Consider the following 20,934-nt stretch of genomic DNA (forward strand, 5'->3'; position numbering starts at 1 on the left):
CCGGGATGCCGGGCCCACCGGCACGCGCTGCATGGGGCCGGTCGCCGTGCTGGACCCACCGGCCGACTGTGCGCTGATGCGCGAGGAAATTTTTGGCCCGCTGCCGCCCATCGTTCCCTACGACGGCGGCGTGGAGTCGGCCATGGCCGCGGTCAACGACTGCATGCTGCACCAGCCCCAGCACGGTCTGCCGTTTGGCGGCATCGGGCCCAGCGGCATGGGGGCCTACCATGGCCGGCATGGGTTCGACCGGTTCTCGCACCTGAAAGGGGTGTACCTGCAGCACCCGCTGGTGGGCGCGGTCTTCGACCGCTGGGTGCGGCCGCCCTACGGTGCCTTCAGCGCGCGGCTGCTGCGCTGGATGCTGCGGCGCTAGGGCTTCACCCCCCCCCACCAGCCGGCGCGCCACCCCCACACGGCCACGGCCAACGCCGCCAGCAGCGGCACCAGCCAGCGCCAGGGCGACGGCGCGTCGGCATCCGGATCCGCCCCGCCGCGCTGGGCCCCGGGGGGCAGCGTCGCCAGCGCGGTCAGCCGCACGCCAAAGGGGATGCTGATGCGGGCGCGAATATTCACGGCCCAGCCGTTGGCGTCCAGAAGGGGACCGATGTTGCGCTGCCGCAGCTTGAGCCACGCCAGCAGCACCGACGGCCCCGAGATCAGCACCATCAACCCCAGCACCACGAGCGGCATCTGCCACCACGCCAGTTGCAAAAAGCCCGTGACCACGGCGGCGAGCGCCGTGCCGATCGCTCCCAGCGCCAGGCCGATGGCGGCAAAGATGCCGGCAAAGCGCGCAATGTCGAAGGCCTGCTGCCCCGCCGGCTTGGCCTCGGGCCGCTGCACGGCCTCGGCCCCCGCGCCGACGCGCTCGGCCGCCTGGGCCTGCACCGCCTGCTCGCGGGCCGCGGCGAATTTGCGCACCTGCTCGCCGATCAGCCGCGCGATCCGTTTGTAGGGGGCCCAGAAGGCCTCGCGCACGCTGATCGGGTTTTCCACCACGCGCACGACGCGCGCGCTCCAGTCCCGCCCCTGGCGATCGACGAACACCCCGTTGCGTCCCGGGACCATGAAGTCCGGCGCATCGCCGGCGGTCAGGGCGGCGACGATGGTCATCGGCGGCTCGCCGGCGCGCTCGCAGTGGCAGTACAGCAGATACAGCCCGCTGTAGGCGGCGAGCTGCGCATGTGCGGCCGCATCGGCCACGGGCAGACACAGCCGGCATTCGCGCTGGTCGATGAACAGCGTGCCAGCCTGGAAGGCGGCCGGCTGCGTGCCACCGTAAAAGTCCGCAAAGTTGACGACGTTGCGCAACAGGACGCCCAGATCGCGGCGCCACAGCAGCAGGCGCTGCAGCGCATCCAGGCGATCCGCCAGCGCGGCGGCCTCGCGATCACGCGCCATCAGGGCCCGCAGCCGCGCGGGCACATCGGCGGTGCGCCACTGGGCCAGGGTATCGGCATCCCAATCGGCAACCGGCGTGTCCGGGCGTGCCGCCGCCCACGCGCGCCAGGCACCCAGGCGCTCGCGCAACCGTGCCCAGTCGTCGGCCTCCAGGGTGTCGCGCTCGCCCAGCAACGGGGCGACGGCCTGCTCGCGCAGCGCGGCGATGGCCGCCGCCCAGGCGGGGTTGATGCCATCGCGCAGCGGCAGCACGGCCGACGGCTGCACATGGGCCAACGGCAAGGCGGCGAGTTCGGGCCGATCCGGGCTGAGCGCCTGATCGGCCAGGGCCTGCACCTGCTCGGGCGTCCAATCGAGGGCGGCCGCGGCCCGGGGGTCGAACGCGGCCAGCCGACAGCGGGTGAAGTGATCCTCCACCTTGGCCGCCACGGCATCCACCGCGTGCAGCGCCGCGGCCATCGCCTGCGCGTCGCCGGGCGGCCGGGCTGCCTGCCACGCCAGCACCGCGGCCACGTCGGCCTCGCACGCGGCCAGCGCCTCGGCGTCGATGCCGGGCTGGCCGCTGCGGTCGGGCGTCGCCCCGCGTGCGGCGGCGATCCGCTCCACCCAGTCCGCCAGGCCCGCGTCCTCCGCACGGGCCAGATCGGCCGGCACGACCCCGTCGCCGTTCGGCAACGCCGGGGGGAAGACCTGCGCCAGGTCCGCCATGTCCGACGCCTGCAGCGCCTCGGCGCCCGGGCGGCCCGCGCGCACCAGCAGTTCGCGCGCGGCGGCCTGCAGCGCCACCCCCTCTTCGTCGTCGGTCAGTGCCGCCAGCGGCAAGGCATCGCCGGGCGCGAAGATGAGCGCCGGATCGCGCAGCCGCTGGCACACCCAGCGCACGGCGTCACGCACCTCGGGCAGCCGCACGCGGCCGTCGCCGTCGCTGTCGAGCGCGGCCAGCGTCTGCGGCGCAATGGCCAGCCCTGCGGTGGGGCAGGCCAGCGCCGCCCACAGCTTGGGGTCCAGCTCCGCCAGGGCCCACAGGTCGGCGGCATGGTCCAGCCGCACCTGCTCCACGCCGCCGGCGCGGAAGAAGCGCCAGCGGTGGGCGTCTGCGGCAGCGGTGGCACGGGCGTCCGGCATGGAGGGCTCCTACGCGACGGAAGGGGATGATCGGGGCGACGCGGTGGAGCCATCGTAACCGGCTTTTCCGCGCCATGGGCGCTGGCGTGCAGCAGCGCAGACCCGGCCCAACCTGGGCGGGCGCGCCTTGCGCCGTGCGGTCAGGCGTGCAGGCGGGAATGCCGCGGCAGATGCGCCATCAGAAACTCCATCTGGTCCGCCAGGATGCGGCGGTTGCGCAGGATGAAGTCCTCCCACAGGCTCGGCACGTACGGCGCGTACAGCAGCGGCATGTGCGCCTGCTCGGGCGTGCGGTTGCCCTTGCGGTGGTTGCAGGCGCGGCAGGCGGTCACCACATTCATCCAGTGGTCACGCCCGCCCTGCGCGAGCGGCCGGATGTGCTCGCGCGTCAGCAGGGCGTCGTCGAAGCGGTCCCCACAATACGCGCACAGGTGCCGGTCGCGGGCGAACAGCTTGGCGTTGGACAGCGACGGCACGATGTCGAACGGGTTGATCGCCGTCTGGCCCCGGGTGCCGATGATGGAGTGCACCGCCACCACCGACTGCTGGCCGGTGCGCGCGTTGTGCCCGCCGCGAAACGTGGCGATGTGCGCCCCCGCCACCCAGCGCACATCGCCGGCGGCGTAGTGCAGCACGGCCTCCTCCAGCGTCAACCACGCCTGCGGCAGGCCTTGCCCGGTCAGCTTCAGCACCCTCATGGCTGTGTCATAGTAACGCGCTTTGGCGACGTTCGCGTGACAGCCGCCCGCCCACCACATGAAGATCACCTACGGCCTGCACAACCTGCGCCAGCGCCCCGCCGTGTCGCGGGCGCTGACCATCGGCAACTTCGACGGGGTGCACCGCGGTCACCAGGCGATGCTGGCGCTGCTCATCAACGAGGCGCGGCACCGCGGCGTGCCATCGTGCGCCGTCACCTTCGAGCCGCATCCGCGGGATTTTTTCGCCGCCCGCCACCGCCGTCCGGAACTGGCGCCCGCGCGCATCGCCACGCTGCGCGACAAGCTGGCCGAGCTGCGCCGCTGCGGGATCGACGAATGCGTGATCCTGCCGTTCGACGACGCGCTGGCCGGGCTGTCGGCCGATGCGTTCGTGGACGAGGTGCTGGTCGGCGCCCTGGGGGCGCGGTATGTGCTGGTGGGCGACGACTTTCGGTTCGGCGCGCAGCGCCGCGGCGACTACGCGCTGCTCGATGCGGCGGGCGAGGCCCGGGGTTTCGACGTCGCGCGCATGATGAGCTACGAGGTGCACGGGCTGCGCGTGTCCAGCTCGGCCGTGCGCGAGGCGCTCACCGCCGGCGACATGGCCCGCGCCGCCGCGCTGCTGGGGCGCCCCTACGCCATCAGCGGGCATGTGGTGCACGGGCGCAAGCTGGGCCGCGCCCTCGGCGAGTCGGCCTCCGGTCACGGGGACGGCTTTCGCACCCTCAACCTGCGCTTCGACCACTGGAAGCCGGCCGCCAGCGGCATTTTCGTCGTGCAGGTGCATGGGCTGGACCCGGCGCCCGACGCCGCCCCGCTGCCCGGGGTGGCCAACCTGGGCGTGCGCCCCTCGCTGGATCCCAACGACGTCAACGGCGGCCGCGTGCTGCTGGAAACCCACTGTCTGGACTGGCCCGAGCGGGTGCGCGCCGCCCTGGCAAACGCCCCGGTGCCGGGAGAGGCCTACGGTAGAATCATCCGCGTCGAACTGCTGCACAAGCTGCACGACGAACGCCGGTACGACAGCCTGGATGCCCTGACCGCCGGCATCGCACAGGATTGCGCCGATGCCCGCGCCTGGTTTGCCGCGCACGGCCCCACGCCCGCCCGCCCATCATGACCGACCGCCGCGACTCCGCCCCGGCCCCCGACTACGGCCACACGCTCAATCTGCCGGACACCCCTTTCCCCATGCGCGGCAACCTGCCGCAGCGCGAGCCGGACTGGGTGCGCCAATGGGAGGCCCAGGGCATTTACCGCCGTCTGCGCGAGGCGCGCCGCGGCGCGCCCAAGTTCATCCTGCACGACGGCCCGCCGTATGCCAACGGCAAGATCCACATCGGCCATGCGGTCAACAAAATCCTCAAGGACATGATCGTCAAGGCCCGCCAGCTCGCGGGCTTCGACGCGCAGTACATCCCCGGCTGGGACTGCCACGGCCTGCCGATCGAAAACGCGATCGAGAAACTGCACGGCCGGGGCCTGAGCCGCGACGAGATGCAGGCCAAGGCGCGCGCCTTTGCCACCGAGCAGATCGACCAGCAGCGCGCCGATTTCAAACGCCTGGGCGTGCTGGGTGACTGGGAGCGGCCCTACCGCACCATGGACTTTCGCAACGAGGCCGAGGAGATCCGCGCCTTCAAGCGCGTGATGGAGCGGGGCTTCGTGTACCGCGGGCTCAAACCCGTGTACTGGTGCTTCGACTGCGGCTCGTCGCTGGCGGAGTTCGAAATCGAATACGCCGACAAGCAGAGCCAAACGCTGGACGTCGGCTTTCTGTGCGCGGAGCCGGACAAGCTGCTGCAGGCTTTCTTCCGCGACAGCGGGCTGCCGCACGCCAGCCCCGCCGGTCTGCAGGGGCGACCCATCTTCGCCGTCATCTGGACCACCACCGCGTGGACCATTCCGGCCAACCAGGCGCTCAACCTCAACCCCGAGCTGCTCTACGCCCTGGTGGACACGCCGCGCGGCCTGCTGGTGCTGGCCGAGGCGCTGGTCGAGTCCTGCCTGCAGCGCTACGGCCTGGAGGGGGCGGTGCTGGCCACCGTGCCCGGCCGCGCGCTGGAAAAGCTGAACTTCCACCACCCGCTGGCCCATGTGCACCCGGGCTACGACCGGCTCGCCCCCGTCTATCTGGCCGACTATGCCACCGCCGACGACGGCACGGGCATCGTCCACTCCGCGCCTGCCTACGGTGTGGAGGACTTCAACTCCTGCGTGGCGCACGGGCTGGCGCTGGCCGACATTCTGAACCCCGTGCAGGGCAACGGCGTGTATGCGCCGGAGCTGCCCCTCTTTGGCGGACAGTCCATCTGGAAGGCGGCCCCGGCGATCATCGATACGCTGCGCGAGGCGGGTCGCCTGTTCGCCACCCAGACCATCACGCACAGCTATCCGCACTGCTGGCGCCACAAGACGCCGGTGATCTACCGCGCCGCGGCCCAGTGGTTCGTGCGCATGGATGCGCCCACGGCGGCCACGCGCGGCATCTTCGCGACTGACCCAGCGCCGCGCACCCTGCGCGAGATGGCGCTGGAGGCCATCGAGCACACCCAGTTCTACCCGGAAAACGGCCGCGCACGGCTGCGCGACATGATCGCCAACCGGCCCGACTGGTGCATCAGCCGCCAGCGCAGCTGGGGCGTGCCCCTGCCCTTCCTGCTGGAGGTGGACAGCGGCGAGCCGCACCCGCGCACGCCCGAGATCATCGACCTGGCCGCCGAGGTGGTGGAACAAGGCGGCATCGAGGCGTGGAGCAAGCTCACCCCCGCCGACATCCTGCAGCGCATTGGCGACGGCGGCGACCCGTCCCGCTGGAGCAAGAGCAACGACATCCTGGAGGTCTGGTTCGACTCCGGCACCACGCACACGACGGTGCTCAAGGGCAGCCACGCCGGTGCCGGCCACGACAGCGGCCCGGAAGCCGACCTGTACCTGGAAGGCCACGACCAGCACCGCGGCTGGTTCCACTCCTCGCTGCTGACGGCCTGCGCCATGTACGGCCGCGCGCCGTACCGCGGCCTGCTGACCCACGGCTTCACGGTGGACGGCCAAGGCCGCAAGATGAGCAAATCGCTGGGCAACGTCGTCGCCCCGCAGGAAATCAGCGGCAAGCTCGGTGCCGAGATCATCCGCCTGTGGGTGGCGGCGACCGACTACTCCGGCGACCTGGGCATCGACGACAAGATCCTGGCGCGCGTGGTGGACGCCTACCGGCGCATGCGCAACACCCTGCGCTTTCTGCTCGCCAACATCAGCGACTTCGACCCGCAGGCCGATGCGGTGCCCACGGAGCAGATGCTGGAAATCGACCGCTGGGCGCTGGCGCGCACCGCGCAATTGCAGGCCGAGATCCTGGCGCACTACCACGTCTACGAATTCCACCCCGTCGTGGCCAAGGTGCAGGTGTTTTGCTCCGAGGATCTGGGGGCGTTCTATCTGGACGTGCTCAAGGACCGCCTGTACACCACCGCCCCCAAGAGCCTCGCGCGGCGCAGCGCCCAGACCGCGCTGCACCAGATCACGCACGCCATGTTGCGCTGGATCGCGCCCTTCCTGTCGTTCACCGCGGAAGAGGCGTGGGCGCTGGTCGGCACCCCGGTCAACGGCTCGCCCTCCATCTTCACGGAGACCTACCTGCCGCTGCCCACGCCCGACGAGGCGCTGCTGGCCAAGTGGGCGCGCATCCTGGCGGTGCGCGATGCGGTCAACAAGGCCATCGAAGACGAGCGTGCGGCCGGGCGCATCGGCCCCTCGCTGCAGGCACACGTCACGCTCACCCTGCCGGCCGAAGACCATGCGCTGCTGGCCAGCCTGGGCGAGGACGCCAAGTTCGTTTTCATCGTCTCGGCGCTGACGCTGCAGGCCGGCAGCGAGCTGGCCGTGACCGTCACTCCCTCGCCGCACGCCAAATGCGCGCGCTGCTGGCACTGGCGCGCCGACGTGGGCCACGACCCCGCCCACCCGCACCTGTGCGGGCGCTGCACCAGCAATCTGTACGGCAGCGGTGAAGCGCGGCACGCCGCCTGAGCCCTCACCATCCACGCTCCCATGGCCAAAGCGTCCTCCCGCGGCATGCTGACCTGGCTCGGACTGGCCTTTGCCATCGTCCTGCTCGATCAGTTCACCAAAACACTCATCGTCGGCTTCTACCGACTGGGCGACGTCACCCCAGTGACGTCGTTTTTCAACATCGTGCGCGTGCACAACCCCGGGGCGGCGTTTTCCTTCTTGGCGCAGGCCGGAGGCTGGCAACGCTGGCTCTTCACCGCCATCGGGCTGGCGGTGGCCGTCTTCATCGTCTGGACGCTGCGCAGCCACGCGCACCAGCGGCTGTTTGCCTTTTCCCTGTCCTGCCTGCTCGGCGGCGCGCTCGGCAACGTCATCGATCGCATGGTCCACGGCTATGTGGTGGACATCCTGGACTTCCACTTCCGCTGGCTGACCCCGCTGTTCCCCGGCGGGCACTTTCCGGCCTTCAACCTGGCCGACACCGCGATCACCATTGGCGCCATCGGCCTGATCCTGGACGAGATCCTGCGCGTGCGGCGCAGCCGCTGACCGAAGGAGCCCCCATGCCATCCCCCCTGCGCCGCTGGATCACCGTCGCCGCGCTGTCGCTGGCCGCCATCGGCTGGCAAAGCACCGCGCTGGCCCAATCCACCCCGGCTGCCCCGCCCACCGTGGCCGCCGCCGCCGACCTCAAGTTCGCGGTGGAGGAGGTCGCCCGGCTGTTCGAGCAGCGCACCGGCCACCGGCTGCGGCTGGTGTTCGGCTCGTCCGGCAACTTCTACTCGCAGATCCTGCAGGGGGCGCCGTTTCACCTCTTCATGTCGGCCGACGAGGACTTCGTCTTCAAGCTGGCCGAGGCCGGCAAGACGCTGGACCGCGGCCGACTCTACGCCTTTGGGCGCATCGGCATCATGGTGCCGAAGGGCTCGCGCCTGAAGGCCGACGGCGAGCTGAAGGATCTGGCCGCGGCGCTGAAGGACGGGCGGCTACGCAAGTTCGCCATCGCCGCGCCGGACCACGCCCCGTACGGCAAGCGCGCCAAGGAGGCGCTGCAGCACGCCGGCCTGTGGGAGGCGATCGAGCCCAGGCTGGTCTACGGCGAGAACATCGCGCAGACGGCGCAGTTCGCCACCTCCGGCTCCACCGAGGGCGGCATCATCGCGTTGTCGCTGGCCAAGGCGCCGCAGGTCGCGGCGCTGGGCGACTTCGCGCTGATCCCGGAATCGTGGCACAGGCCGCTGGCGCAGCGCCTGGTGCTGATGAAGGACGCGCCGCCGGCTGCGCGGCAGTTCTACGACTTCCTGGCCACGCCGCAGGCGCAGGCCATCATGGTGCGCTACGGCTTCGCGATGCCGCAGCGGTGACGCCGCGATGGACTGGCAGGCGCTGATCCTGTCGCTGGAGCTGGCGGCGGCGACCCTGCTGGTGCTGCTGCCGCTGGGCCTGTGGATGGGGCGCTGGCTGGCTCGCGCCAGCTTCGTCGGCAAGTCGCTGGTGGAGGCGGCGGTGGTGCTGCCGCTGGTGCTGCCGCCGACGGTGCTGGGCTACTACCTGCTGGTCTCGCTCGGTGCCGCGTCGCCGCTGGGCGCCTGGATGCTGGAGCACTTCGACATCCGGCTGACGTTCAACTTCCTGGGGCTGCTGATCGCCTCGGTGGTGTTCAACGTGCCGTTCATGGTGCAGCCGATCCAGCGCGCCTTCGAGGCCATCCCGGCCAACCTGACGGAGGCCGCCGCGGTGCACGGCCTGTCGCGCTGGCAGACGCTGTGGCGCGTGGAGCTGCCGCTGGCCTGGCCGGGGATCCTGTCGGCCTCGGTGCTGACCTTCGTGCACACGCTGGGGGAGTTCGGCGTCGTGCTGATGGTCGGCGGCAACATCCCCGGCGAGACCAAGACGATCGCCATCAGCATCTACGACCGCGTGCAGGCGTTCGACCTGCAGGCGGCCGACCGCATGGCGCTGCTGCTGCTGGTGCTGTCGCTGGTGGCGGTGGCGGCGTCGTTCTTCGCCGCGGCGCGCACCGCGAAGCGTTGAGGGCCCGGTCATGAGCGGTGCCTTGCACGTCGAGATCGACCAGCACGAGCCGATGCCGCTGCACGGCGCGGTGCAGTGCCAGCCCGGCGAACTGCTGGCGCTGGTGGGGCCGTCCGGCGCGGGCAAGACCTCGCTGCTGCGCTGCCTGGCCGGGTTGATGCGCCCACAGCGCGGCGTCATCCGCGTCGGCGACGAGGTCTGGGTGGACACGCAGGCCGGGGTGTTCGTGCCGCCGCAACGGCGCCACGTCGGGCTGGTGTTCCAGAACTACGCGCTGATGCCGCACCTGAGCGCGCTGGACAACGTGGCGCTGGCGCTGCTGCACCGGCCGCGCAGCCAGCGCCGCGCCGAGGCGGCGCGCTGGCTGGAGCACGTGCGCCTGACGCCGCAGCAGATGCAACGCCGGCCCGCCAACCTCTCCGGCGGGCAGCAGCAGCGCGTGGCGGTGGCGCGGGCGCTGGCGCGCCAGCCGCGTTTGCTGCTGCTGGACGAGCCGTTCTCGGCGGTCGATCAGATGAACCGCCAGGGCCTCTACGGCCTGCTGGCGGACCTGCGCAAGGATCTGGCGATCCCGATCATCCTCGTCACGCACGACATGGTCGAAGCGCGCCACCTGGCCGACCGGCTGGTGGTGATGGATCAGGGCCAGGTGTTGCAGAGCGGCACGCCGGCGCACATCTACCGCAGCCCGCGCAACGCACGCGTGGCCGATCTGTTGGGCGTGCAGAACCGCTTCCAGGGCGTGTGGCTCGGACCCCGCGACGAGGCCGACCGCGCCGCTGGCGCCGGCTGGCTGCAATGGCTGCTGCCGGACGGCTCGGTCTCGCCGCTGCGGTTGCGCGTGCCCGATAAGGGCAAGATCCCGCCGGGGCAGCGCGTCACCTGGGTCGTGCAGGGCGATGGCCTGCACCTGGACGACGAGCGCTTGGCGGCTGGCCATGCCGCGGCCTTGTGCGAGACGGCGCTGGCCACCACCGTGCAACAGGTACGCCACCTCGGCGAGACGACGATGGCCAGCGCCAGCGTCGATGGCCTGCCCGGGGTGGAGCTGCGGCTGGTGCGCTCCGGCCCGCTGCGGCAGGTGCTGCAGCCGGGCCAGCCGCTGCGCGTCTGGCTGGACTGCGACTGGGTGCACGTGATGCCGACGCGCGGCGCGCGCTGAACGTCCGTACCCACGCGTCCCGCGCGCGCCATGGCGCCCCGCTATGATGGGCGCGCAGCGGTCGGGGGTGGCATGGACGCATGGTGGCAACGTTGGTTTGCGTGGCGGGATGAGGCCGGGCCGCTGGCCGCGGTCGTCTACGACCCGTGGTTGGTCGCGCTGTCGCTGCTGATCGCCTGTGCCGGCGGCGTGGCGGCGATGCAGCTGGTCAGCCTGGCGCGCCGCGCCGACCGCTTCGGCCCCGTGGTGGCGCGCGGCGCCTACGCGCTGGCGTCGCTGGCACTCGGGGTCAGCGTGTGGGCGATGCATTTCATCGGCATGCTGGCCGCCGACCTGTGCCAGCCGGTGCGCTACGACCCCTGGATCACCGCGCTGTCGATGCTGCCGAGCCTGGCCGCCTCGGCCATCGGCCTGCGGCTGTACGCGCGGCCCGGCGCGCAGGGCCGCCCCGGCGTGCGCGCGGTGGTCGTGGCCGGCGTGTGGGTCGGCGCCGGCATCGGCGCCATGCACTACAGCGGCATGGGCGCGCTGCGCATCGCCAGCGCGCTGCGCTACGACCCGGCGGGCTTTGCGCTGTCGATCGTGGTGGCGGTGGCGCTGGCGGTGGCGGGGCTGGGCGCGCGCGAGTGGCTGCGCCGCCACACGCGCCTGCCGGGGCTGGCGGTAATCGTCGTCGCCGGCTGCATCCTGGGGCTGGCCACCAGCGGCATGCACTACACGGCGATGCAGGCCTCCCTCTTCATCGGCCCGTTCGACCCGGCGTTTCCGCGCTGGTCGAGCCGCCAGTTCGAGCTGGCGGTGGTGGTGGCGGTGGTGGTGGCGGTGACGTTCGGCTTCGCCTGGGGGCTGCTCGGCATCGCCACCTACCGGGCGCTGGCGCGCCGGCTGGGCGAGCGCGAGGCGCTGCTGAGCGACATCCTGAACCACCTGCCCGGCGCCATCGTGCGCCTGCGCGCCGGCGGCGGCTTCGAGCGGCTGCTGGTGTCGCCGTCGCTGGCCGGCCTGACCGGCCAGTCGCTGGAGGGCTACCAGCGCGGGGAATGGTCGCTGCTCGATCTGGTGCACCCGGAGGACCGCGGGGCCGTCGCGCGCGTCGTCCCGGATCAGCGCCCGGCCTTCTACCAGACCGAGCTGCAGGTGCGCGTGCGCCACGCCACGCAGGGCTGGCGCCAGGTGCGCGTGCGCGCCGTCGCGCACGACTTCCAGCCCGATCCGCGCGGGCGCGCCGCGCCGATCCCGGTGCTGGACCTGTACCTGACCGACGTCACCGACGAGCACGAGGCGCGTGAGCGCGAGCGCGCGCTGCTGGCCGCGATCGACAACGTGGTCGGCCGCGCCGTGCTGGCGCCGGACGGCACCTTCGTCGAGGTCAACGCCAAGCTGGCCGGGCTGCTCGGCTACGCGCCGCACGAGCTCGCCGGCCAGCCGCACCGCCGGGTCTGGACCGACGAGGCACAGGAGGCCGACATGGCCGCCTTCTGGGCCGCGCTGCGGCGCGGCGAGGCGCAGCCGGGCGAATTCCCGCGCCGCACGCGCGACGGCCGCACCGTGTATCTTTCGGGCTGGTACCAGCCGATGCTCGACGCCGAGGGGCGCGTGCGCTCGGTGCTCAAGCTGGCCTTCGACGTCACCGAGCGCGTGCACATGGTGCAGGCGCTGCAACGCACGCAGCGCGAGCTGGAGCAGGCGCTGGCCAGCCGCGGCGCCTTCTTCGCCAACGTCAGCCACGAGATCCGCACGCCGATGAACGCCATCGTCGGCTTCGCGGAGCTGCTGCGCGAGCGGCTGCCGGACGGCAGCGCCGAGCGCGAGCAGGCGCGCACGATCCTCGAGTCGGCGCGCGCGCTGCTGCGCATCCTCAACGACGTGCTGGACGCGGCCAAGCTGGAGCGCGGCGAGTTCCGCATCGTGCCGGTGCCGTTCCGGCTGGACCGGCTGCTGCACGACCTGGTGTCGCAGTTCGGCGTGCTGGCCGCGCGCAAGGGGCTGGACCTGCGGCTGGACGCGGCCGTCACGCTGCCGCGCTGCTGGCACGGGGATGGCGACCGCGTGCGCCAGATCCTGACCAACCTGCTCGGCAACGCGCTCAAGTTCACCGAGCGCGGCGGCGTCACGCTCGGCGCGGCGGTAGCCGGGGAGTTCCTGCTGCTGTGGGTGGAGGACACGGGCATCGGCATCCCCCCGGAGCGCCAGCGCGCCGTTTTCGACCCCTTCGTGCAGGCCGACGCCGGCACCGCGCGCCGCTACGGCGGCACGGGCCTGGGCATGAGCATCGTGCGGCGCCTGGCCGAGCTGATGGGCGGGCGCGTGGCGCTCAGCAGCGAAGTCGGCGTCGGCACGCGCGTGGAGGTGCGCCTGCCGCTGTTGACGGCCTGCTGACGTGCAGCGCGGGCCTGCTCGCCGTAGGCGGCATCGAGCGCGGCGTCGAACTTGGCGCGGGCCTGCTTGAGCCAGGCGAGCGCTTCGTCCAGGTGGCGGCTGATCTCGGCCTTTTGCTCGGGCGGCAAGGCCGCGAGCTGGCCGATGGACATCGCGGCGATGTCGGCGGGATAGAGAGTCAGATCGCTCATCGCATCCTCCTTCACCGCGCCGCGCGCTCGGAGGTCGAGTCGTGCAGGGCGCTGCGCTCGAACTCGATGACCGACTCCAGCGGGTAGCTCACGCGCTTGGACAGCTTCAGGTAGCGCGGGCCACGCCCTTCGCTGCGCCAGCGCTGAAGCGTCTTGGGGCTCAGGCCCCAGCGCTGCGCGAGCTCGTTCTCGTTGAGGACCCGACGATCGCCGGGAGACAGACCGTTGATCGCATCGACCGGCGACCGGGTGATGGTGCTTGCCGTTGTCGGCATGGAAGCCTCCTATGACGCTGTTGAGGAACAGGTGTCATTGCAGGCTTCGGGTGGCGAACCTTGGAGGGACCGAATGGCGAACCACGAAGGAACTTCTGGTTCGCCGATGGCCACAAGCACGAACGGCGTGCACGCGGCTCGCCTGGCCGGACTGGATTGGGATGAGGGGGGTGCGACACAGGCTCCTTCGCACCGATGGAGCGCCGACGGGTCGTGCGGCGTCAGCGCCGACTGGACGAATGGCAGACTGTGGTGTTGCGGCCCTGGGACTTGGCGGCATACAGCGCCTCGTCGGCGTGTTGCAGCACCTCATAGAGATCGGCATCGTCGCTGAGCGCAGCGGCGGCGCCGATGCTCACCGTCACTGCCAGTCCACCGGGCCGGGCGCGGGCGATCTCCTCATGCGCCCGCGCGGCCACTACCAGCGCTTGCGAGACGTCCGCGTCGGGCAGCACCAGCGTGAACTCCTCTCCGCCATAGCGAACCACGGTGTCGCTTTGCCGCGCGCAGCGTCGCAGGCACTCGGCCACCCCCGCCAGCACCGCATCGCCCCGCGCATGGCCGTGCTGGTCGTTGATGGCCTTGAAGTGGTCGATGTCGATCATGAGCACCGCATATGGCCTCCTTGGTGCCGGGCGCGATGCCAGCGCCTGCGACAGCGCCTGCAGGCTGCGCCGGTTGCCCAACCCGGTGAGGGGATCATGGGCGGCCAGTTTGGACAGGGTGCGGTTCTCGGCCTGCGTCTGATGGATTTGCCGCTGGAGCTGCCCGTTGAGCAGGCGCAGCCGCGCGTGCGCCTCCTGCAACTGCTCGGCCTGGGATTGCGCGCGTTGCCGGGCCTGGATCAGCGCTTGTTCGAAAGCTTGGCGATCCTCGGCGGCGAACAGCAGCCACAAATACTGCGGCTCGGCGTCGTGTTCCATCCGCTTGGCGCTGACATAAGCCCCCGAGCGCCGGCCGCCTGGCTGCCAGTAGGCAAAGATTTCGACGATGAGGCCGTCGCGGCGCAGCGTGGGCCAGACGTGGGTTTCGAAGAAGATACGGCCGGCGGGCGTGAGCCAGTCGGTCATCGTCACGGCAACATCGCCTTGCGCACCCGGATCGGGCAAGCCCGCCCACTCGGCCAGCCGAGCGTTGTAGCGCCGCAGCACGCCCTGGCCGTCGGTCACCCAACAGGGCGCGGGAATGTCGCTCAGGGGGACGTGGCTCATCAGGGGGGGGCGGCTGGGCTCGCGCCCCGCGCTAATCCTTCAACACTCCGCGCACCGCCTCGATGACCAGGTGGGGGTGGCTCATGTGGGCGCAGTGCCCGGTGACGTCGAGCACCTGCAAGGTGCTGAGCGGCAGATGGGCGTGCAAATACTCGCCCACCGCCAGCGGCGCCAGCGCGTCGCGGGCATGCTGCAAGATGAGGCAGGGGGTGCTCACCCGAGGCAGATCGGCGCGGTTGTCGGCAAAGAAGGTGGCCTCGGCGAAAGTCTTGGCCATCACCGGGTCGGTGGAGCAGAAGCTCTCGCGCAGTCTGGCGCGCGATGTGTCGCTGTCGCCGGCGACCACGGGTGCCAAGAAATCCGCCCAGCCCATGTAGTTGCGCTGCATCAGCTCCAGAAGCTCTTGCAGGTCGCTGCGCTCGAAGCCGCCGACGTAGGGGGGATCGTTGACGAAGCAGGGGTTGGGGCCGATCAGGACCAGGTGCCGGAACCATTGCGGGCGCTCGATGGCCGCCAGCATGGCGATCGAGCAGCTCACCGAATGCGCCACCACTACCACGTCGCGGGTCAATCCGGTGGCCTCGCACACCTCCAGCAGGTCCTGCGCATAGCCGCGCAAATGGCAATAGCGCTGCACCGAAAACGCCGACGGATCGGAGCGGCCCGAGCCGACGTAGTCGAACAACACCTGCCGGTGCCGGCCGGCGAACGCTGGCGTGATATCGGCCCACATGTCTTGATGGCAGCCAAAGCCGTGGGCGTAGAGCACAGGGGTGCCTGGGCCCGCATGGTCGGTGACGTGATTGCGCCGCAGGATGTTCGTCATGGGTTTGAGCTCCCCCTCGAAGGACAGGCCAGCGTCAAACTGGTCGCGTTTCCCACGCCACTATCTTATGGGAAGAACGGAGGTCGTCATGAAAAAACGGCTGGCATGGTCCTGCCTCGCGCTCGCTCTCGCATCGAGCGCTCCGGCGACGGCGGCCCCCAAGACCGTCACGCTTGCCGTGCCGGGCATGAACTGCGCCGCCTGTCCCATCACGGTCAAGAAGGCCCTGGGCAAGGTGCCGGGCGTGGCGAAGACGGACGTGAACCTCGACAAGCGCGAGGCGACGGTGACCTTCGACGACGCGAGGACCGACGTCCAGGCGCTGTTGCGCACCGCCCAGGACGCGGGCTATTCCTCGACGGTAGTCGGGAGCGCGAAATGAACGCCGTCGTCCTCGAATCGACGCTGCACTGCCCGGCGTGCGGGCACGCGAAGACCGAGGTCATGCCCACCGAGGCCTGCCAGTGGTTCTATGAGTGCGAGGCCTGCCACACCGTGCTCAAGCCCAAGCACGGCGATTGCTGCGTCTATTGCTCCTATGGCACCGTGCCTTGCCCGCCCATTCAAGAACGCGGCAAGGCGGACTGTTGCGCCGGCTGAACGTCAGCTTTCGAGAGGCGAGAACCCCAGGACTTTGCGCTGCTCGGCCCAGTCGCGCGGCAGCAAATCGTGCCGGCCACGCAGGGTCTGCAGGTTCAGATGGCGGGGCTGGCGCCCGTCCAGGATGGCCTCGACGATGTCGGGGGCCAGCAGGGTCAGACGCAGCACCTCGGCCACCCACCCGGGCTCCAACTTCAGCGCGCGGGCCAGGTCGGTCGTCGTGGGATAGCGCCCCTCCTCGAGCAGCCGCTTCCAGTAGAAGGCCTTGCCGAGCGTCTTGATCATCGGCGCATCCAGGCCGCCCGCGGTCGCGGCGGCGGACTCGGGCGTCGGCGGGATCAGGAGCTTGCGGTTCTGCCGGCGCTTGATCGTCAGGGGCACCAGGGTCACCCGCTGGCTGCCGCTGACGTAGCTGCGCGCGTCGGGGCCGACCTCGACGCGGATCGCGCGGCGGCGGGGTTTCGGCACGGGATCGGAAGGTACCTGGGTCATGCCAAGACCTCCTCGGCGCTCGCGCGGCACTCCTCGACCAAGGGATGTGCGCCGATCTCGGGCTCCAATCCCAGCCAGCCGTCCTCGCGCCAGAGGATGTCGAGTCCGTGATCATGCAGCTGCACCCGCTCGATCAGCAGGCGCGCGATGCGTTGCTGCTCGGCCGGGAACAACTGCGCCCACACGTCGCCGATGCGTCGCATCGCCACCACCACCTGCGCTTCGTCGAGGGCGGCACCCGCCGGGTGGCGCTGGCACGCCCGCCAGGTGCCGATCAGCACCTCCGGCGCCGAGAGCGCCGTGTGGCCGGGCGAGTAGAGGACTTTCACCTCCAAGTGACACTGCCCGACGATTTGTGCGCCGAGGAAACCGGGATGACCGACGGCACGGGGGCGCCGGGAGCGCCGCTGCGGGTGCTGGCCGCCGACGACGTGGAACAAAACCGCGAGCTGCTGGCGCGCCTGCTCGAACGCGAGGGGCACCGCGCCACCGTGGTGGCCAACGGCGCGGCGCTGCTGGCGCACTACGAGGCCGATCCCGCCGCCTGGGATGTCGTGCTGCTGGATCTGCACATGCCCGGGCTGGACGGTGTGGCCACCTGCGAGCGCCTGCGCGCGTGGGAGCGCGCGCAAGGGTGGCCGCCGGTGCCGGTGCTGGCGCTGAGCGCCAGCGTGTTGGCGAGCGACCGTGCCGCCGCCCTGCACGCCGGCATGGACGGCTTCGTGGACAAACCCATCGACCCGCAGGCCCTGCGCCGTGCGCTGGCCGAGGCCGGCCGGCGCCGGCACGGGCCCGATGGACCCGCAGCCGCGCCGCCACCCGATCCGTCCGCTGGCGGCGGGGCGACCGAACCGCCACCGGAGACGCCCCGAGCGCCGGATGGCGGCGCACCCGCCGCGCCTGCGCCGCCCGTGGCCGACCCCGCGAACGGCCGCGCGCTGTGGGGCGGGGAATGGGTGGCGCAGGTGCAACGCTGGTACGCGCAGCAGGCCCCCGCCTGGGCCGACGTCGAGCGCTGGGACCGTGCCGCATGGCACCGCATCGCGGGTGCGGCGGCCAACCTGGCGCTGCCCGCGCTGGCGCTGGCCGCGCGCGAACAGGAGCGCACCCTTGCGCAAGGCCAGCCGGCCGACCCCGCGGCGGCGCGGCAGGCCTGGCAGGCGTTGACCGACTGGCTGGCGCAGCAAGCGCCGCCGCCTGCACCGGCACCCGCCATGCCGCCGGCCGACGCGCTGTCCCCACCCGGGCCCGCCGCCGCAGCGCTGCTGCGACAGATCGAGGCCGCCTGCCGCCGCGGCGAACTCGACGAGGCGGCGCTGGCCGCGCTGGCCGTCACCCACCCCGCGCACGCGGCCGCGCTGCGCGAGGCGCTGGACGCCTTCGACTTCGACACCGCACTGGCGCGGCTGGCGCAGTGGCGGCCCGCCGCCCCCCACCCCGAGGAGACCCCGACCGATGCCTGATGCCACCGCCCATTCCCCCGACTTCGGCGCCTGGGCCGAGCTGGACGCCCCGCCGCGCCTGCTGCTGGTCGACGACGAGCCGGCCAACCTGCAGCTGCTGCGCCAGGTGCTGGAGGGGGAGTACCGCCTGTCGTTTGCGCGCAGCGGCACCGAGGCGCTGCGCCGCGTGCGCGAAGCCCCGCCGCAGCTGATCGTGCTGGACGTCATGATGCCCGGCATGAGCGGCCACGACGTGCTGCGCTTGCTCAAGGCCGACCCGGCCACGGCCGACATCCCGGTGCTGTTCTGCACCGCGCTGGACGCCGACGAGGACGAGGCCGCAGGCCTCGCACTGGGCGCCGTGGACTACGTCACCAAGCCGATCTCGCCGCCGGTGCTGCGCGCGCGCATTCGCAACCACTTGGCGCTGGTGCAGCGCGACGAGGTCGAGCGCACGCGGCTGGAGGTGATCCGCCGCCTGGGGCGCGCAGCCGAGTTCAAGGACAACGAAACCGGCCGCCACGTCATCCGCATGAGCCACACCAGCCGCCTGATCGCGCAAGAGCTGGGCGCGCCGCGCCGCTACGCCGACCTGCTGCTGGCCGCCGCGCCGATGCACGATATCGGCAAGATCGGCGTGCCCGACGCCATCCTGCTCAAGCCCGGCAAGCTCGACGAGGCCGAATGGGCCGTGATGCGCCAGCACCCGCAGATGGGCGCCGACATCATCGGCGAGGACGCGAGCCCGCTGCTGCGCATGGCGCGCACGATCGCGCTGCAGCACCACGAAAAATGGGACGGCAGCGGCTACCCGCACGGCCTCAAGGGCGAGGCCATCAGCCCCGAGGCGCGCATCGTCGCGGTGGCCGACGTGTTCGACGCGCTGATCAGCGCGCGCCCGTACAAGCCCGCCTGGCCGCGCGAGCGCGCGCTGGCGCTGCTGCAGGAGCAATCCGGCCGCCACTTCTGGCCCGACGCCGTGCAGGCGCTGCTGCGCCGGCTGGACGACATCTGGGCCGTGCACCTGGCCTGGCGCGACGAGGATGTGGCGTGACCTTCTGCTAAAGTCGGTTGCTTGATCCATCCAACCCACAAGAATGGAGGAGACATGTCCCAAGCTGCGTTGGCGATTTCCACGGCCACAGCACCCACCCAGGCCCCATCGGGGGGCCAGGGGTGGCGCCACAACCTGACCGTGGGGTGTGTGACCGCCATCGTCGCTTCGGCCATGCCGCTGATCGGTGATGCGGTCGGCTGGGCGTCCGGCAGCGCCATCCCCGCCTGGCGCTGGGGGCTGGACGGGCTGGCCGTGGCCGGTGCCGTCGCCGGTGTGGCGTGGACCATGCGCACCATGAAGCAGCGCGTGCGCGCCATTCGGCGTGACATGCTGACGCTCAGCATGGGCGACCTACGACAGCCCATCGTGTCCGACGCCGACGACACCCTCGGCAGTCTGCAGCGGGAGCTGGCCATGCTGCAGGCGGCCCTGACCGACATCATCCGTGCCGTGCGCCACGCCAGCAACGAGGTGGTGCACTCGGCCATCGAAGTGACCCACGGGGCGCGCGACGTCGCCGCGCGGGCCGAATCGTCCGCCGCGGCGCTGGAGGAATCCTCCGCCGCGCTGGAGCAAACCTCGTCCACCTCGGCGCACACCGCCGACCTGGTGGCGCAGGCGGCCGATCTGGCACAGACCAACGCCGGCTCCGCCGCCCGCGGCGGCGAGATCGTCGAGCGCGTGGTGCAGACCATGCGCCGGCTGGAGGAGTCCTCCGCGCGCATCCGCGACATCACGGGCGTCATCGACGGCATCGCCTTCCAGACCAACATCCTGGCGCTCAACGCCGCGGTGGAAGCCGCGCGCGCCGGCGAAGCGGGCCGGGGCTTTGCAGTCGTGGCGGGCGAGGTGCGGCAGTTGGCCCAGCGCTCCAGCCAAGCCGCGCGCGAGATCAAGGACCTGATCGAGCGCACCGTGCAGGACGTGGCCGCCGGCGTGGACGTGGTGCAGGGCGTGGGCGGCGTGATGCAGGACATCGTCGCCTCGGCACAACGCACGCGCGAGCTGATGGACGAAGTGGCCAATGCCGCGCGCGAGCAGCAGTTGGGCGTCAAGCAGATCGGCGAAGCCGTGCAGGAGCTGGACCGCAACACCCAGCAAAACGCCGCCCTGGCCGAAGAGACCGCAACCGCCTCGGCCGCGCAGCGCGATGCCGCGTTGCGCATGGCGGCGCTGGTGGACGAGTTCCGGCTGGCAGGCGGCCGCAGCCAGTACGCCAGCGCCGTGCAGGGCCTGGACGTGGACGGCATCATCGACGCGCACCGGCAGTGGAAGGTCAAGCTGCGCGACGCGATCGAAAACCAAGCCACCGTGGACACCGACACGCTGCGCCGCGACGACTGCTGCGCGCTGGGCAAGTGGATTTACGGCGAAGGTCGCCAGCGTTTTGGCTCGCAACCGCGCTTTGCCGAATTGATCGAGCGCCACAAGCACTTCCACCAGGTCGCCGCGGGCGTGGGCGAGCTGGTCAACCGCCGCGAGTGGCGACAGGCCGAGGAGGCCATCGCCCCCGGCACCCCCTTCAGCCAGGCCACCCGAGGGGTGGTGCAGGTGTTGTCGGCGGTCAAGCGCATCGGCTTCGACTGAATCCCGTTGTATAAACAGGGCAACGTGAAACGCGCGATCGCTTTCCTCTTGCCCGCCGTGTGGAGTGCTTCGGCCCTGACGCAGCCGGTGGCTTGCCACGTGGCCTATGCCGGGGCCACGCGCGTCTTCGTTATCGAACCCACGGCACACGACGGCCCGGCCCGACCCCTGCTGGAAGGGGCCACGGTGGTGGTGGAGGTGGCCAACCGTCTGCCCCCCGCCCCCGGGGCGGGCGTGACGGTGCGCACGCTGGCGCTGCGGGACGGCCGCCCGTATCTGCTGCACCAGGCCAGTTACCTGCCCGGCTCACCCGCCAACGGCCCGCACGGGTTTACCGGGCTGCAAGTGGTGCGCGAACCGTCCCGCGGCAACGAGTTGGCTTACTGGTGCGAAACTGCCCCCAACCGGCCATGACGCGCCCGTGACCGGGCGGTGGC

Annotated in this window: 21 protein-coding genes; 14 read left to right on the forward strand and 7 right to left on the reverse strand. The window is 71.4% G+C overall.

The genetic code is table 11. The features are described from left to right. Positions 1 to 31: 31 nt before the first annotated feature. Positions 32 to 376, forward strand: coding sequence for a hypothetical protein (locus tag Tfont_RS02455; protein ID WP_068608564.1), 345 nt, complete (start codon positions 32 to 34; stop codon positions 374 to 376). Here Tfont_RS02455 and Tfont_RS02460 read toward each other — a convergent pair. After that, entirely contained in the window at positions 373 to 2,529 is a 2,157-nt protein-coding gene (locus Tfont_RS02460; RefSeq protein ID WP_143968256.1) for a hypothetical protein, read from the reverse strand. The two genes, Tfont_RS02455 and Tfont_RS02460, sit on opposite strands and share 4 nt — an antisense overlap. Positions 2,530 to 2,669: 140 nt before the next feature. Further along, the gene (locus Tfont_RS02465) at positions 2,670 to 3,227 is read right to left on the reverse strand and encodes an HNH endonuclease (RefSeq protein WP_143968257.1); all 558 of its coding nucleotides are present in this window, start codon (positions 3,225 to 3,227) and stop codon (positions 2,670 to 2,672) included. Between the two features lie 58 nt (positions 3,228 to 3,285). Between Tfont_RS02465 and Tfont_RS02470 the strand changes: the two genes are divergently transcribed. The 7 genes from Tfont_RS02470 (at position 3,286) to Tfont_RS02500 (ending at position 12,816) form a co-directional block, all read left to right on the forward strand. Next, positions 3,286 to 4,350 carry a bifunctional riboflavin kinase/FAD synthetase gene (locus tag Tfont_RS02470; RefSeq protein WP_143968258.1) on the forward strand — a complete coding sequence of 355 codons (1,065 nt, stop codon included), beginning with the start codon at positions 3,286 to 3,288 and terminating at the stop codon, positions 4,348 to 4,350. Beyond that, complete coding sequence (gene ileS / locus Tfont_RS02475) at positions 4,347 to 7,259, forward strand: isoleucine--tRNA ligase (protein ID WP_143968259.1); 2,913 nt, start codon at positions 4,347 to 4,349, stop codon at positions 7,257 to 7,259. The genes Tfont_RS02470 and ileS overlap by 4 nt, the downstream gene beginning before the upstream one ends. 21 nt (positions 7,260 to 7,280) lie before the next feature. Then, on the forward strand, positions 7,281 to 7,790 hold the full coding sequence (gene lspA / locus Tfont_RS02480; RefSeq protein WP_143968260.1) for a signal peptidase II: 510 nt from the start codon (positions 7,281 to 7,283) through the stop codon (positions 7,788 to 7,790). A gap of 14 nt (positions 7,791 to 7,804) precedes the next feature. Continuing rightward, positions 7,805 to 8,605 (forward strand): molybdate ABC transporter substrate-binding protein, encoded by an 801-nt coding sequence (gene modA / locus Tfont_RS02485; RefSeq protein ID WP_143968261.1) that lies wholly within the window; start codon positions 7,805 to 7,807, stop codon positions 8,603 to 8,605. Between the two features lie 7 nt (positions 8,606 to 8,612). Further along, positions 8,613 to 9,275 (forward strand): molybdate ABC transporter permease subunit, encoded by a 663-nt coding sequence (gene modB, locus Tfont_RS02490; RefSeq protein WP_068608551.1) that lies wholly within the window; start codon positions 8,613 to 8,615, stop codon positions 9,273 to 9,275. A 10-nt stretch (positions 9,276 to 9,285) separates the two neighbouring features. Next, complete coding sequence (locus tag Tfont_RS02495) at positions 9,286 to 10,437, forward strand: ABC transporter ATP-binding protein (RefSeq protein ID WP_143968262.1); 1,152 nt, start codon at positions 9,286 to 9,288, stop codon at positions 10,435 to 10,437. Positions 10,438 to 10,509: 72 nt separating this feature from the next. Then, positions 10,510 to 12,816 (forward strand): sensor histidine kinase, encoded by a 2,307-nt coding sequence (locus Tfont_RS02500; RefSeq protein ID WP_185974453.1) that lies wholly within the window; start codon positions 10,510 to 10,512, stop codon positions 12,814 to 12,816. A gap of 202 nt (positions 12,817 to 13,018) precedes the next feature. Here the strand turns inward: Tfont_RS02500 and Tfont_RS02510 are convergent, their stop codons facing one another. From Tfont_RS02510 to Tfont_RS02520, 3 genes are all read right to left on the reverse strand, one after another. After that, positions 13,019 to 13,282: a helix-turn-helix transcriptional regulator gene (locus Tfont_RS02510; protein ID WP_143968264.1), complete on the reverse strand. Its 264-nt coding sequence runs from the start codon at positions 13,280 to 13,282 to the stop codon at positions 13,019 to 13,021. Positions 13,283 to 13,503: 221 nt separating this feature from the next. Beyond that, complete coding sequence (locus Tfont_RS02515; RefSeq protein ID WP_143968265.1) at positions 13,504 to 14,493, reverse strand: GGDEF domain-containing protein; 990 nt, start codon at positions 14,491 to 14,493, stop codon at positions 13,504 to 13,506. 31 nt (positions 14,494 to 14,524) lie between these two features. After that, the gene (locus tag Tfont_RS02520; RefSeq protein WP_019561765.1) at positions 14,525 to 15,319 is read right to left on the reverse strand and encodes an alpha/beta fold hydrolase; all 795 of its coding nucleotides are present in this window, start codon (positions 15,317 to 15,319) and stop codon (positions 14,525 to 14,527) included. Positions 15,320 to 15,407: 88 nt separating this feature from the next. Between Tfont_RS02520 and merP the strand changes: the two genes are divergently transcribed. Then, positions 15,408 to 15,701: a mercury resistance system periplasmic binding protein MerP gene (gene merP / locus Tfont_RS02525; RefSeq protein ID WP_054284961.1), complete on the forward strand. Its 294-nt coding sequence runs from the start codon at positions 15,408 to 15,410 to the stop codon at positions 15,699 to 15,701. Then, positions 15,698 to 15,919 carry a GDCCVxC domain-containing (seleno)protein gene (locus Tfont_RS02530; RefSeq protein ID WP_054284892.1) on the forward strand — a complete coding sequence of 74 codons (222 nt, stop codon included), beginning with the start codon at positions 15,698 to 15,700 and terminating at the stop codon, positions 15,917 to 15,919. The genes merP and Tfont_RS02530 overlap by 4 nt, the downstream gene beginning before the upstream one ends. A 3-nt stretch (positions 15,920 to 15,922) precedes the next feature. Here the strand turns inward: Tfont_RS02530 and Tfont_RS02535 are convergent, their stop codons facing one another. Together Tfont_RS02535 and Tfont_RS02540 are read right to left on the reverse strand one after the other, a co-directional pair. After that, complete coding sequence (locus Tfont_RS02535; protein ID WP_143968266.1) at positions 15,923 to 16,411, reverse strand: hypothetical protein; 489 nt, start codon at positions 16,409 to 16,411, stop codon at positions 15,923 to 15,925. Next, positions 16,408 to 16,746, reverse strand: coding sequence for a hypothetical protein (locus tag Tfont_RS02540; protein WP_260682231.1), 339 nt, complete (start codon positions 16,744 to 16,746; stop codon positions 16,408 to 16,410). The genes Tfont_RS02535 and Tfont_RS02540 overlap by 4 nt, the downstream gene beginning before the upstream one ends. Between Tfont_RS02540 and Tfont_RS02545 the strand changes: the two genes are divergently transcribed. From Tfont_RS02545 to Tfont_RS02560, 4 genes are read left to right on the forward strand one after another with little or no spacing between them, the layout of a single operon-like run. Then, entirely contained in the window at positions 16,747 to 17,874 is a 1,128-nt protein-coding gene (locus Tfont_RS02545) for a response regulator (RefSeq protein WP_143968267.1), read from the forward strand. Then, entirely contained in the window at positions 17,867 to 18,907 is a 1,041-nt protein-coding gene (locus tag Tfont_RS02550; RefSeq protein ID WP_143968268.1) for a response regulator, read from the forward strand. The genes Tfont_RS02545 and Tfont_RS02550 overlap by 8 nt, the downstream gene beginning before the upstream one ends. Before the next feature lie 54 nt (positions 18,908 to 18,961). Continuing rightward, positions 18,962 to 20,497 (forward strand): methyl-accepting chemotaxis protein, encoded by a 1,536-nt coding sequence (locus Tfont_RS02555; protein WP_143968269.1) that lies wholly within the window; start codon positions 18,962 to 18,964, stop codon positions 20,495 to 20,497. A gap of 24 nt (positions 20,498 to 20,521) precedes the next feature. Next, positions 20,522 to 20,911 carry a hypothetical protein gene (locus Tfont_RS02560; protein WP_143968270.1) on the forward strand — a complete coding sequence of 130 codons (390 nt, stop codon included), beginning with the start codon at positions 20,522 to 20,524 and terminating at the stop codon, positions 20,909 to 20,911. Positions 20,912 to 20,934: the final 23 nt, after the last annotated feature.

It is taken from the genome of Tepidimonas fonticaldi (assembly GCF_007556755.1).
In the GTDB taxonomy this organism is placed as follows: Bacteria; Pseudomonadota; Gammaproteobacteria; order Burkholderiales; family Burkholderiaceae_C; genus Tepidimonas; species Tepidimonas fonticaldi.

Bases quoted from the DNA above. Each gene is read 5' to 3' on its own strand.
- Tfont_RS02455 (WP_068608564.1), top strand. From the start codon at position 32: ATGGGGCCGGTCGCCGTGCTGGACCCACCGGCCGACTGTGCGCTGATG.
- Tfont_RS02460 (WP_143968256.1), bottom strand. From the start codon at position 2,529: ATGCCGGACGCCCGTGCCACCGCTGCCGCAGACGCCCACCGCTGGCGC.
- Tfont_RS02465 (WP_143968257.1), bottom strand. From the start codon at position 3,227: ATGAGGGTGCTGAAGCTGACCGGGCAAGGCCTGCCGCAGGCGTGGTTG.
- Tfont_RS02470 (WP_143968258.1), top strand. From the start codon at position 3,286: ATGAAGATCACCTACGGCCTGCACAACCTGCGCCAGCGCCCCGCCGTG.
- ileS (WP_143968259.1), top strand. From the start codon at position 4,347: ATGACCGACCGCCGCGACTCCGCCCCGGCCCCCGACTACGGCCACACG.
- lspA (WP_143968260.1), top strand. From the start codon at position 7,281: ATGGCCAAAGCGTCCTCCCGCGGCATGCTGACCTGGCTCGGACTGGCC.
- modA (WP_143968261.1), top strand. From the start codon at position 7,805: ATGCCATCCCCCCTGCGCCGCTGGATCACCGTCGCCGCGCTGTCGCTG.
- modB (WP_068608551.1), top strand. From the start codon at position 8,613: ATGGACTGGCAGGCGCTGATCCTGTCGCTGGAGCTGGCGGCGGCGACC.
- Tfont_RS02495 (WP_143968262.1), top strand. From the start codon at position 9,286: ATGAGCGGTGCCTTGCACGTCGAGATCGACCAGCACGAGCCGATGCCG.
- Tfont_RS02500 (WP_185974453.1), top strand. From the start codon at position 10,510: ATGGACGCATGGTGGCAACGTTGGTTTGCGTGGCGGGATGAGGCCGGG.
- Tfont_RS02510 (WP_143968264.1), bottom strand. From the start codon at position 13,282: ATGCCGACAACGGCAAGCACCATCACCCGGTCGCCGGTCGATGCGATC.
- Tfont_RS02515 (WP_143968265.1), bottom strand. From the start codon at position 14,493: ATGAGCCACGTCCCCCTGAGCGACATTCCCGCGCCCTGTTGGGTGACC.
- Tfont_RS02520 (WP_019561765.1), bottom strand. From the start codon at position 15,319: ATGACGAACATCCTGCGGCGCAATCACGTCACCGACCATGCGGGCCCA.
- merP (WP_054284961.1), top strand. From the start codon at position 15,408: ATGAAAAAACGGCTGGCATGGTCCTGCCTCGCGCTCGCTCTCGCATCG.
- Tfont_RS02530 (WP_054284892.1), top strand. From the start codon at position 15,698: ATGAACGCCGTCGTCCTCGAATCGACGCTGCACTGCCCGGCGTGCGGG.
- Tfont_RS02535 (WP_143968266.1), bottom strand. From the start codon at position 16,411: ATGACCCAGGTACCTTCCGATCCCGTGCCGAAACCCCGCCGCCGCGCG.
- Tfont_RS02550 (WP_143968268.1), top strand. From the start codon at position 17,867: ATGCCTGATGCCACCGCCCATTCCCCCGACTTCGGCGCCTGGGCCGAG.
- Tfont_RS02555 (WP_143968269.1), top strand. From the start codon at position 18,962: ATGTCCCAAGCTGCGTTGGCGATTTCCACGGCCACAGCACCCACCCAG.